Consider the following 12,808-nt stretch of genomic DNA (forward strand, 5'->3'; position numbering starts at 1 on the left):
AGGCTACACGGCTACCCGAGGTCGAGCACGCAAAGGGCCACCGCCCGGAAGGTCTCCCCCTGTGCGAGCACCGCGCCCACATCCACCCGCGCCGGGTCACCCCCGCGCACCTTGCCATCCAGCCGGGCCAGCACGCGCCCCGCCGCGAGCGACGAGGGCACCGCGCGGAAGGCCGCCACGGCCGCTTCGTCGAAGCCGGGGACTTCGCCCGGGCGGGAAAGCTTCACGCCCGCCTCTCCGAGCGTCAGGGCCAGCGCGCACAGATAGCCCAGCTCCACCGCGTCGAAGCACGCGAGCGCGCCCGCGCCCAGCACGAGGGCGTCCGGCGCGGTGAGGTACGCCTCCACCCCGCCGATGGGGTCCACGCCCACCGACAGCGCCCCGGCGCCCAGGGACGTCAGCGCGGGCCGCAGCGCGGCGAACAGGCGCGGGAAGCTCTCGGTCGTCACCGGCAGCACCCGGGCGGGCGGCGCGTGCTGGAAGCCCGAGGGCAAAGGCAGCGGCGACACCGGCACGCGCGTCACCAGCGCCGTGCTGGAGGACAGCGCCGCGCCGAGGCCATCCGCGCGCTCGGCCGCGTCCTGACGTCCGACGAGCCGCAGGGCCTCGGCGTAGAGCGTCCAGCCATCCACGTCCAGCGGGGATGCGCGCAACAGCCCCGGCCACACGCGCGTGGCGAACACGGCGCCCTCGGACACGGGCGACAGCCGCTCACAGGCCAGGCGGAGGACTTCCGGCGACAGGCCGGCGCCGTCGAAGAGGCGCTCGGCGAGCCGGGCCGCGGGCGCCACCAACTGCGCGTCCAGGTAGCCGCGCAGGATGGACTCCAGCATCCCTGGCTCGTCGGTGAGCCGCTCGCGAAGCCGCAGCGCCTCGCCCGTCAGACCCCGCTCCTCCGCGAGCCTCGCGCGGCGGGCCAGGCGCTCCTCGGTCTCCGGCAGCGCCTCCAGCTGGGCGGCGGCCTCGGCCACCTGGCCCAGCATCTCGTACGCGTCCGCCCAGCGCTCGCGGTGCTGCGTCGCGGCGGCGGGCCCTTCGGTCGCCACCAGGCGCTCGGCCAGGGACACGAAGACGGCCGGGTCCTCGGCCTCGTCCACCAGCGCGAGCAGGTTGTGCAGCGCCGTCACGCAGGTGGCGTCGTCCTCCAGCGCGCGCTCGAAGGCCGCGCGGGCCTCGTCGGTCCGCTCCAGCGGGCTGAGCAACAGCTCGCCCTGCTCCAGGTGCAGGGTGGCGCGTGCGCGCGCGTCCTCCTCCACCTCGATGAGCTGGCCCAGCGTGCGCGCGGCGGCGTCGAAGCGGCCCAGGCTGAACTCCAGCATGTGGCGCTCGAGCAGCAGCGACTTGCGGCGGGACGTCCAGCCCTCCGCCGCCATGGCGAGCGCTTCCACACGCGACGCGTCCGGCAGCGCGCGCACCCGGTTCAGCACCGCCTCCGAGAACACCTCCGGGTGCTTCTCCAGGCCGGGCAACAGCAGCGTGAGCCGGGCCGCGAAGCCCGCGTCGGTCGACAGCTCCTCCAGCGCGCGCAGGCGCTGAAGCTCGGGCGCGTCCGGGTCGCGCAGCACCTCGTCGCGCAGGGCCACGGCGAAGGCGGCGTCCCTCGACACGGACAGGGCCGCCAGCTCCAGCAGCCCCTCCGCGTCATGCTCCGCGCGCAGCCCGTCCGCGAGCGCGGACGCGTGGGCGGGGTCCGCGTCCGCCTGCGCGACCAGGGCCCACAGCGCCTCGCGCGTGCGGGCCGCGTCGCCGGCCTGCGCGGCCATGGCCAGCGCGTCCGTCAGCTCGCCGGCCAGCATCGCGGGCGCGAAGCCGACCTCGAGCGCGCGGGCGAAGGCGCCCAGCCGTCCGAAGCGCTCCGCCAGCTCCGACGGCGCGAGCATGTCCGGCGCCTCGGTGGCGATGCGCTCGATGACCTCCAGCGCCTCGCCGTGCTCGCCCGCCTTCTCCCAGAGGTCCGCGGCCTCCAGCAGCAGCGGCGGACGCTCGTCCGGAGACGCGAGCCGGGCCGCCTGCAGCAGCGCCGTCGCGGCCTTGGGCGCCTCGCCTGAGGCCCGGTACAGGTGGGCGACCCGCAGCGTCGCGTCCACGTCCGGCTCGACGGCCGCCGCGGCCTTGGCCGCCTTCAGCGCGTCCGGCAGCCGCCCCGCGCTCTCGAAGGCACGGGCCGCCGCGAGCATCAGCGAGCGACGCTCGCGCCCCGACGTCAGCTCGGCGCGGGCCACCTGGACCTCGGCCCGGCGCCCGGGCGCGTCCGTCAGCAGCTTCTCCAGCTCCTCCAGCGCGACGGCGTAGCCCGCGCCCGCGGCGCCGCGCTCCACCACCGCCTCCAGCGCCTCGCGGGCCGTGGACGTCTCGCCCTCGGCCTCCAGCAGCGCGGCCAGCTCCAGCCGCAGCAGGGCCGCCTCGTCCGCCTCCTCCAGGCGCGGCACCAGCCGCTCCAGGGCCTGACGCAGCCGGGCCGTCTCGCGCCGCTCGCGCAGGCCCGTCACCAGGGCGCGCAGCGCGGTGACGTCCTCGGGCGCGGCCTCGGCGGCGCGCTGGGTGAGCTCCCACGCCGCGTCCGCGTCCGCGAGCGACTCGGCGGCCACGGTGGCGGCGGCCAGGAGCAGCTCGGCGGCGCGTGCGCCTCCCGCGGCCTCGGCGCCGGACTCGTATACCGCCAAGAGGTCGCCGTGGCGGCCCATCGCGCGCAGGCCCGCGACGGCCCGGTCGATGACGGAGGCGTCCGCGGGACGCAGCCGCGCCAGGGGCAGCAGCGCGTCGATGGCCTCCCTCGGGTCCTCGAACAGGTCCGCCGCGCGGCGGTACAGCACCTCCGCCGTCGCCGTGTCCTCCGCGCGCCGGGCCAGCTGCAGCGAGGCGCGGTACAGGCCCGGCGCGTTGCCCGTGCGCGAGTGCACCTCCGCCAGCAGCGACAGCGCCTCGCGGCCGCGCTCGCCGTCGGGCTCCAGCGACACCACCGACTCGAAGGCATCCGCCGCGTCGTGGTACGCGTTCGCCCCCAGCGACGCGTGGCCCAGCCGCAGCCAGGTCCGCGCGCGCACCGGCACCGGCAGCGCGTCTCCCCCCGCGTCCAGGAGCCGCCGGTCATACGGCCGCGCGGCGGCGGGGCCACCACTGCGAGCCGCCAGCTCCGCGCGGGCGGACAGCGCTTCCACATCGTCGCCCGCGCTCGCCAGGTACACGTCGAAGGCCTCGGCGGCCAGCAGCGCCTCTCCCGCGTCCAGCAGGCGCGTGGCGCGCTCGCGCAGGAGGGGCAGCGACTGCTCGCGAGGCAGGGCTCGCGCGCGCTGGGCGAGCAGCTCCGACAACCGGCGCACGTCCGTGGCCGCGCGCTCGCGCACCTGCTCGAAGGCCTCGACGCTCGCGGGGTCCAGCTCGAAGGCGCGGTCCTCGCACAGGAGCGCGCGCTCGCGGGCGCCTCCCGCGCGGAAGGCCCGGGCCGCCGCCAGGTAGCTGGCCGCGGCGTCCACGTCGGACTGACGCTGGGCGCGCCGCAACATCAACTCCGCGAGCGACTGGTTGTCCTCGGACTCCTCCAGGAAGGCCCGGTGCCGGGTGAAGACGGGCTCGCGGAACGGGTCGGCCTCCAGCAGCACCGCGTCGAACTCGGCGGCGTCCGCGTGCCGCTTCACCTCGTGCAACAGCTCCGCGGCCTGCGCGGTGAGGTCCAGGTCGTCCGGGCGCGCCGAGCGCGCGGCGATGAAGGCCGCGGCGGCCGCGTCGGGGCGCCCCGCCCTGTCGCGGTAAAGCACGGCGGCGCGCTGGAGCAGCTCTGCGCGGCGCTCCGCGTCCGGCTCGCCCTCGGCGCACTCCTCGTACCAGGCGGCCAGCTCCGCCATGCGGCCGTCGCGCTCCAGCAGCCGGGCCAGCAGCGACTCGGCCTCCTCGAGCGAGCGGTCCTCGCGCAGCGCCTCGCGCAGGAAGCGCTCCGCCTCCTCCGCGTCCGCGAGCACGCCCAGGTGCAGCTTCGCCAGCCGCAGCCGCAGCGCCGCGGCCTGCCTGGCGTCGTCCAGCAGCGGCAGCGCGCGCTCCAGCCACAGGGCCTCGGCCTCGGCGTCGTCGCGGCGCTCGGCCAGCGCGGCGCCCAGTCGGGCGGTGCCCAGGTCCTCCGCCAGCGAGAAGGCCCGGTCCAGCGCGCCCTCCGCGGCCGAGAGGTCCAGCTTCACGTCGCGCAAGAGCTCCGCGCGGCGGCGCTCGGACACGGCGGCCTCGGCGGGACGGCCACGCGACGCCAGCAGGTCGCGTGCATCCGCGAGCGCGCGCAGCGCGTCGTCCGCGCGGCCGGTGGACTCGGCGAGCCGGGCCTCTTCGTCGTAGGCCGCGAGCGTCGCCGCCACGTCGCCCACCTGGAGGCTGAGCGCGGCCACCTGACGCAGCTCCGTGAGCAGCTCCAGCGAGCGACCCGTCTCGCGGTACAGCGCGGCGAGCCGCAGCCGCAGGGGCAGCGGCGTCTGGGCCATCTGCGCCGCGTGCGACAAGAGCGACGCCGCGACGCCCGCGTCCGCGAGCGACGCGCGCGCCCTGTCCGCCAGCACCACGAGCCGCCGCACCGTGTCCTCGGACGGCGCCAGCGAGCGCGCGTGGGTGACGAGCACCTCGAAGGCGCCGCGCGGGTCGTCCTTCTCCAGGAGCGCGGAGAGCCGCTGCACCGCGGCCTCGCACAGGGGCCGCTCGGCGAGCAGCTTCCGGTACGCGCCCACCGCGCGCTTCGTCTCGCCCGCGCTCTCCGCCAGCTCGCCCAGCCGCAGCCAGGTGGCCTCGGCGGCGTCGACGGACGCGGCGTCGCCCGAGAAGTCCACCGCGAGCGCCAGCGTCTCCTGGAGCGGCAGCGCCTCCACCACCGCGCCGCGCAGGTAGAGCAGCTCCGCCAGCGAGGCCAGCTCCGCGCCGCGCGCGGGCACCAGGGCGTGCGCCTTGCGCGACAGCTTCAGCGCGCGCTCCAGGTCCTCCGCGTCGCGCGCGTAGGCGGCGCCCTCGCGCAGCAGCGTGGCGGCCTCCGTCGCGCTCGCGCTCTCGGCGGCGGTCTCCAGCAGCGCCGCGGCCTCGCGCAGCTCGCCCCGGCCCGCGACCAGGGACACCAGCTGGCGCCGCGCGTTCGCGTCGTCCGGGGTCAGCCGCAGCGCGTGGCGCAGCGCCGCCTCGGCGGGGCCCGGCTGGTCCAGTCGCTCCAGGTAGAGCGACGCCAGCTCCGAGTACATCGTCGCGGCCTCGCCCGCGCCAGCGTGGGGCGCCTCGGCCGCGAGCACCTCGGCCAGCGCGGCCCAGTCTCCCAGGGTGCGCAGCACGCGCAGCAGCGACGCCGTGGCGCCCGCGTGTCGGGGCGCCAGCGCCAGCGCCGCCCGCAGGCTCTCGCGCGCATCGGCCAGCGCTCCGCGCGACTCGAGCAGCGCGGCGCGGGCCAGGTGCGCCTCGACGCGGCGGGGCGTGGGGCCCTGCCTCGCGGCCTCGGCCAGCGCGGTGGCCTCCTCGTCCGGACGCTCGTCACGGCGGGCCAGGTCGGCCAGGGTGAACCAGGCGTCGCAGCGCTCCGCCTCCGAGGGCGACAGGGCGACGGCGGCGAGCAGCGCCTCGCGCGCCAGCGGCCGGACGTCCTTCTCCGCCAGCGTCGTCCCCAGGGCGAGCAGTCGCTCGCGGGCGCGCGCGCCGAGCTGGGCATCGGCGACCACCGCGCGACGCCACACCTCCAGCTCACCCGCCTCGTCCTCGGACTCACGCGCCAGCTCCGCCAGCGCCAGCAGCAGCGGCGCGGGGCGGCGAGACAGCGTGGCGGCCTCGGAGAAGTCCTCTCGCGCGGCGGACACCCGGTGGGCCGCGCGGTGCAGCACGGCGCGGCGCGCGAGCAACTCCGCGCGCTCCTCTCCCGACGACGAGGTCACCAGGGCGCCCAACAGCTCCAGACGCTCGGCCTCCTCCTCCACGGAGCCCGTGCCCGGCGGGGGCAGCAAGTCGAGCAGCGCCTGCGCCGCCCACGTGTCGTGCGGCTCCTCGAGGCGCAGGCTGCGCAGCGAGTCCATCGCCGCGCCCGCGCGCCCCAGCGACAGCGACAGCTCCGCCAGCTCGCGACGGGCCGCGCGGCGAGGCTCGCCGGACAGGCGCGGCCACAGCTCCACCAGCAGGTCCGCCAGCGCCTCGCGGGCGCCCGCCTTGCGGTGCAGGCTGGCCAGCTCCACGCGCGCGTCCAGGTCCTCCGGCGCGCGGATGCAGTACTCGGCCAACAGGCGGCGCGCGGAGTCGGTCCGGCCCGCGCGCACGGCGGCGCCCGCGGCCTTGCGCGTGAGGGACACGCGCTCCGCCTCGCGAGGCGCGTCGGCGTCCACGGGAGGCAGCGCCAGCACCGCCTCGAAGTCGTCCAGCGCGGCCTGCGCATCGGTGGGCAGCTTCAGCTCACCCCGGCGCTGCCGCGCGGGAGCGAAGGACGCATCGCGCTCCAGCGCCTCGGCGAGGAACGCCTCCTCGCGACTGGTCCCCGCCGCCAGCAGCGACGCGCGGAACAGGAGCCGCGCGCCCGCGCGGTCCTCGGGCACCAGCACGGCGCGGCGCGCGTACAGGCGCGCGGCCTCCAGCTTCTCGCCCCGCTCCAGCTCCAGTTCGGCCAGCGACTCCAGCACCTCGGCCGCCAGCGGGCCCTCGGGGCTCGCCTCCAGCGCGGCGGACAGGCGCAGCAGCGCCGCGGACTTCTCGCCCCGCTCCAGCAGCGCGCGAGCGCTCTGCAGGAACAGCGGCGCGGCCTCCTCGGCGCGCTCGGCGCCCATCAGGGCCTGCGCGCGGCCCGCCCACAGCTCGGCCAGTGCCTGCGTCTCGCCGGCCTCCGTGTAGAGGGCCTCCAGCCGCGCGGCCAGCGCGTCGTCCAGCCGGCGCAAGGGCAACGCCTGCGCGTACGCGGCGATGGCGCCCTCGCGGTCGCCGAGCATCTCGCACGCGCGTCCCAGTCGGGCCCGCACGTCCGCCAGCTTCTCCGGCGCCGCCGTGCGAGGCAGCGTGGACAAGAGCGACTCCAGCGCGCGCCGCGCATGCTCGGGACGGTCGCAGCGCAGGGACAGGTCCGCCAGGTCCAGCAGCACCGCGGAGTCGGGCGCGAGCCGCGCCGCCTTCTCCAGCGCCACCAGCGCATCGCCCACGCGCCCCAGCCGGGCCTCCAGCACTCCAGCCAGCTCTCGCAGCGCGGCCGCCGCCAGACGCTTGTCGCCCTGTGCCTCGGCCACCCGCGCGCGCTCCTCCAGCGCCACGGCCAGCCCGGCCATGTCCGCGCGCTTGCGCTGCAGGGCGCAAAGCTCCCCCAGCGCCGGCAGGTCATCCGGCTCCGCGCGGAGCACCTCCTGCAGCGAGTGCACCGCCAGGTCCAGGTCGAACGCCAGGTCGCGCGCGGCCACCGCGAGGCGCCGGTACTTCTGCGCGCGCTCCTTCACGTCGGTGGACAGCCGCGCCAGCGCGGACAGGCACCGCGTGAGCAGCGGACCGTCGCGGCGCGCCTCGGCCAGCGCCAGCAGCGACTCCAGCGACGGCCGGTGGTCGGCGTCCGCCTCCAGCGCGAGCAGCAGCAGCCGCTCCGCCTTCTCCGGCTGCTGCAGTCGCCCGCGGTACAGCTCGCCCGCCTCCGCCCAGGCCGCGGCGCGCTTGCCAGGCTCGTCCTGGAGCGCGGCGGACTTCTCCAGCGCGTCGGCCAGCTCCAGCGACTTGCCGGTGATGCGGAAGTACGGAATCAGCTCCTCGAGCGCCAGCGCGTCGCGAGGGTCCAGCGCGAGCGCGGACTCCAGGTGCTCGCGCGAGCGCGCCGGGTCTCCCAGCCGTGAGCGGTACAGCCTGGCCAACGCGTGGTGGCTGGCATGCGCCGCGTGGCGGATGCCCTCCGAGCGCGGCGCCGGCCCCGCCAGCTCCAGCGCCTGCTGGTAGCCCGCGAGCGCCTCCTGCAGCCGGCCCAGTCCCTCCGCCACGCGCGCGGCGGCGAACAGCGGCTCGGGCTCGCCGGGCAGCAGCGACACCGCCTCGCGGTAGCGCAGCAGCGCGTTCTCCGGCTGCTTCAAGCCCTCTTCCCACACGCGGCCGGCCATCAGGTCGGCGTGGCCCACCCGGTCCAGCTCGTGCCGGGCCATGGACACCTCGCGCAGGCGGTCCAACGCCTTCAGCGCGCGCAGGTGCTCGCCGCCGCGGTGACACAGCTCACCGAGTAGCAGCAGCGCATCGGCCTGGTCCGGCGCCAGTCGCAGCGCGGCCTCGCAGTGCAGGCGCGCGCCGGCGATGTCGTCCTCCGTCTGCGCGCACAGCCGGGCCAGGTGCACGTGCGCGTCGGCGGCCTCGTGCGGGTCGCGAGCGAGCGCCGCCAGCCGGCGATAGGCGCGCACCGCGCCGGCCCTGTCGCGCGCCTGGTCCGACGCGCGCGCCAGCGCCTTGAGCGACGGCAGGTGGTCCGGCTTGAGCCCCAGCAGTTCGTGCAGCGCCTTCACCGCGACCTGGGGCGCGGTGTCGCGCGAGCAGCGCGCGGCGGCCTCGGCGGAGAAGAAGGCCGCGGCCTCCTCGGACGTGCGCCGGGCCAGCGCGCACAGCGCCAGATAGCGCTCGGCCGCGCGAGCCCCCTCGCCCCGGCGCTCGCGCACCACCGCCTCGCCCCACAGCGCCGCGGGGCTCCGGTCCCGCCTGCGCTGGAGCGTGGCCGCCACGTCCAGGGCCAGCTCGTGCGCCTGGGGGTCCGCGACCAGCAGCGACAACAGCCGCTCCGCCGCGAACGGGTGCGCGTCCTGCGCGTCCCCGGCCTGCAGATACACCTGCCGCGCCTCGGCCAGACGGCCCTGGGCGACCAGCCCCTCCGCGTCCGCGAACGCCCGCGCGCCCTCGAGCGTGAGCAGCAGCTCCTCGTCCGGCGCGGACGGCGGCGGCAGGCCCCCCGCCGCGAAGCGCAGCCGCAGGCCCGTGCTCGACACCTCGGCGGCGGACAGCCGCGCCGTGTCCAGGGACGGCATCTTGTAGCCACGACTCACCGCCGCCAGCTGACACAGCGCGGGCAGCACGCGCGTGGAGAACCCCGAGGCCCCGCGCACCTCCACGTCGGGCACCAGCGCCAGCGCGCCCACCGCCGCGGACAACAGCCCCGGCACCTGCACCGACGGCGTCGACGAGAAGCCGTACAGCCGCACGTCGTACAGGTAGATGGCGAGCTTCTCGCCATCCGCGTCGAAGGCGACCTTGAACGTGAACGGCGTGCGCTCCGGCGCGGGCAGCCGCCCCTGGCCCTCCAGGTAGCCGGGACGGAAGTGCAGCCGCAGCTCCTCGATGCCCGCCAGCTTCCCGGCCAGCTCCGCCACCCGCCGCGTGACGAGGTCCGCGTCGACGCTCAGCTCCAGGAAGCCGAAGCTCAGCTTCTTGCGCTGATAACGCGTGGCCCCGGCGCTGACGTTGAAGGGGAAGCTGACGTCCGGAATCTGGAGGGCGAAGTCGGAGATGCGCAGCCCGGGCGTGACTTCGAGCGCGGGGAAGCCCACGAAGGCCCTGCGGTCCAGCAGGCGCAGCTCGGGTGCGGCGGCGCGCGCATCGGGCGCCGCGGTGGGCTTGGGGGAGTCGCTCTCGTTGGCCATCGCGGGAGCCTGGACGCTACCACGGTGCCCAAGCCCCCGAAATTTATGGCAATCCCCCGCCCGGGGGGCAGCCGGAGGGGCAGAGCGGCCCCAGGGCCGCCCCCGTGCGGTTCGTCATGCGCGCGAGCGCGAAGTCGGACAAGATGCGCCCGGCGTGCTGGCTCCCGACTCTCTCGTCCTCGACGGTCGCTTCCGAGTCCTCCGTCCGTTGGGCTCGGGCGGCATGGGGGAAGTGTACCTGGGTGAACAGGTCTCCTTGGGCCGCAAGGTGGCCATCAAGGTCCTTCACCATGACCTCAACGCCCAGCCCGGCATGGCCGAGCGCTTCAAGCGCGAGGCCCGCCTCCTCTCCGCCGTCGAGCACCCCGCCGTCGTCCACATCGTCGACTTCGGCGAGTCGGGAGATCACGCCTGCCTGGTGATGGAGTTCGTGGAGGGCGAGAGCCTCTACGACGTGCTCACCCGGGGGCCCATGCCGCCGGGGCGCGCGCTGCCGCTGCTCCACCAGCTCGCGGAGGGCCTGGCCGCCATCCACGACAAGGGCATCATCCACCGCGACCTGAAGCCGGAGAACGTCTTCATCTCCCCCGGCGCGCGCGGTGAGCAGGCGCGGCTGCTCGACTTCGGCATCGCGCGGCTCGTGGAGCCGGACGCGCAGAGCAACGTCAGCCAGGTGGGCGTGGTGCTCGGCACCCCCGAGTACCTGTCGCCGGAGCAGGCGGTGGGCGCGAAGGTGGACACGCGCAGCGACCTGTACACCTTCGGCGTGCTCATCTACCGGGTGCTCTCCGGGCGCCTGCCGTTCGACGGGCCCCAGGCGCGGCACTTCCTCGCGCAGCACGCCTCGCACGCGCCGCTGCCGTTGGACCGGGCCGCCCCGTCGCTGTCGCGCTACATCGGCCTGCTGTCGCTGGTGATGAAGCTCTTGGAGAAGAACCCGGCCAAGCGCACGCAGAGCGCGCACGAGCTGGCGGACGCGCTCGCCGCGGCCCACGCCTCGCTCTCCGCGCTGACGCCGGGGCTGGGCACGCCCGCCTACGTCGGGATGCCCGCCACCGTCACCTCACCCTCGGGCACTTCCGTCTTCGGCACGGGCGAGACGCCCGTGGTGGCCACGCCCGGCCCCACCGGGACCTCCGTGTTCGGCGGCGCGGACGCTCCGGTGCCCGCCACGTCCCAGCGCATCAGCCAGGGCACGGCCGCGTATGGTGCGGTGGCCACCCCGGGCGCGCACAGCCTGCCTCCGGGCACGGCGCGCACGGGCACGGCGGCCTTCGGGACCCGGCCGTCGGGCGCGAGCCCGTCCCTGTCCGGCAGCAACTCGGTGGTGAAGCCGCAGAACCTGACGGTGATGCTCACCGACATCCAGGGCTTCACCGAGCGCACCAGCCGGCAGACGCACGAAGAGAACGCGCGGATGCTGGAGACGCACGACCGCCTGCTGATTCCGCTGGTGAAGGAGCACGAGGGGCGGCTGGTGCAGAAGCGCGGGGACGCGCTCCTGGTGGTGTTCCGCTCGCCCACCGCGGCGGTGCTGTGCGGCATGGCGATGCAGGACAAGCTGTGGCGCCACAACCAGTCGCTGCCCGACGGGGAGCGGCTGAACGTGCGCGTGTGTCTGCACGCGGGCGAGGTGCTGCTCACCGCCGACACCGTGCTGGGCGAGCCCATGGAGGTGGTGGAGACGGTGGAGCACGTCGCCGCCGCGGGCGAGGTCACCTTCACGGAGGCGGTGAACCTGGCGCGCAACCGCGCCGAGGCGGAGGTGGAGCCGTGTGGCTCCATCACCCTGCCCGGCCGCGAGGAGCAGCTCCAGCTGTACCGTTGCCTGCGGATGGCCGAGGGGCCGCCCTTCGGTGGCCGCTTCGAGAAGCAGAGCGCGCTCGCGGTGCACATCGCTCCGGCGCTGCGCAGGACGGGCGTGGCCTGGGCCTCGATGACCCAGCGGGCCCGTGAGCGGCTCCAGCGCGTGCGCGACTTCTCGCCCCGACAGTCGCTGCGAGTGGCGGGGCCGTGGTTGCGCGAGGAGCTGACGCCCGCGAAGTTGAAGGCACGCGCCCAGGCCACCGTGGCCTTGGCACGCGCGAAGCCGAAGCACGCGGGTGCGGTGGTGGGGGTGCTCCTGCTGCTCGTCGCCGCGTGGGTGTGGCACCTGAACCGCCCCGCGGTGAAGGCGCTGTCGTTGTTGGAGGACGGCAGGACGGAGGAGGCGCTCGCGCTGCTGAACGCGACGTCGAACGAGGAGCAGAAGCAGGCCTCGGTGCGGCGTGCGCTCGCGGCGACGCACCACGCGCTCGGCAACCACGACAAGGAGCGGGTGCTGCTCACCACGTTGGACGACGAGGGTCGCGCCGGCGTGGAGGACTCGATTCTGGACGGGCTCGCGGAGGACTACGGCCGCAAGGACTCCGACGACCTGCGCAAGCTCTTGAGCAACATCCCCCGGGAGCGGGTGCGTCCGTACTTCATCGACCTGGTGGAGAGCGACTTCTCGCTCAAGCAGTGGGGCGCGGTGCGCTACCTGGACGCCGCGAAGGAGACGGACGGGTTCGACCTGGTCGAGGGCTACGCCAAGGCGCTGGAGGCCAAGGAGTGTGAGCTGCGCCGGCTCGCCGCGCGGAGGCTGGGCGTGCTGGGCAACATGGACGCCGTCCCCGCCCTCGTCCGCCTCGCGGAGCTGGAGGTCGGCAAGAGCGGAGACTGCGGTCAGGCCGAGGCGAACCGGGCCCTGCAGCGGCTGAACAAGAAGGGCGGCTGAAGGCCCGGGAATCCCGTCCCGGGCGCGGCGCGGCGCGCGTCAGTCGTCGCGGTGGGCGTGCCCCTTCTTCTTGCCCTTGCCGCGACCGTGATGGTGGTGGTCGTCGTCATCCCAATCGTCGTCCCTGTCCCGGCGTGCCTTCACCTTCTCGTCCACCCTGAGCAGGTTGCGGGAGAAGGCGTCGTATTCGAGGTGCAGGTGGCCCCGGGCGCCCGGCGCCGAGGCCTCGAACTTCACCTTCCAGACATCGCGTCCGGTGCGGTGCGCCTCCTTGAGGCGGCAGTCATAGCGGCGCGAGCGACACTCCCCGAAGCCCCGGTCCACGGCCTCCTTGTAGGACATGGAGGACGGGCGCGGCGGAGGCCGCGAGGGACCGGGACGCGGCTCGGAGCGCGAGTGCACGACACAGCCCGAGGCGAGCAACAGACCACCGACAAGCAGGGCGATTCTCATGCCCGACATGACGCAACAACCTCGCGGA

3 protein-coding genes are annotated in these 12,808 nt (G+C 75.8%); 1 reads left to right on the plus strand and 2 read right to left on the minus strand.

Annotated elements, in window-relative coordinates:
• Positions 1 to 11 precede the first annotated feature (11 nt).
• Positions 12 to 9,569, minus strand: coding sequence for a flagellar hook-length control protein FliK (locus tag K8625_RS10105; RefSeq protein WP_223782573.1), 9,558 nt, complete (start codon positions 9,567 to 9,569; stop codon positions 12 to 14).
• 223 nt (positions 9,570 to 9,792) lie between these two features.
• Here K8625_RS10105 and K8625_RS10110 point away from each other — a divergent pair, with 223 nt between their 5' ends.
• Positions 9,793 to 12,327, plus strand: coding sequence for a protein kinase (locus K8625_RS10110; protein WP_255665599.1), 2,535 nt, complete (start codon positions 9,793 to 9,795; stop codon positions 12,325 to 12,327).
• Between the two features lie 39 nt (positions 12,328 to 12,366).
• On the opposite strand, the gene K8625_RS10115 is transcribed toward K8625_RS10110, so the two are convergent.
• Positions 12,367 to 12,789: a hypothetical protein gene (locus tag K8625_RS10115; RefSeq protein WP_223747095.1), complete on the minus strand. Its 423-nt coding sequence runs from the start codon at positions 12,787 to 12,789 to the stop codon at positions 12,367 to 12,369.
• Positions 12,790 to 12,808: the final 19 nt, after the last annotated feature.

The organism is Myxococcus sp. AS-1-15 (assembly GCF_020037055.1).
GTDB classification, from domain to species: domain Bacteria; phylum Myxococcota; class Myxococcia; order Myxococcales; family Myxococcaceae; genus Myxococcus; species Myxococcus fulvus.

Coding starts and splice junctions, on each gene's coding strand:
- K8625_RS10105 (WP_223782573.1), bottom strand. CDS start 9,569: ATGGCCAACGAGAGCGACTCCCCCAAGCCCACCGCGGCGCCCGATGCG.
- K8625_RS10115 (WP_223747095.1), bottom strand. CDS start 12,789: ATGTCGGGCATGAGAATCGCCCTGCTTGTCGGTGGTCTGTTGCTCGCC.
- K8625_RS10110 (WP_255665599.1), top strand. CDS start 9,793: ATGGGGGAAGTGTACCTGGGTGAACAGGTCTCCTTGGGCCGCAAGGTG.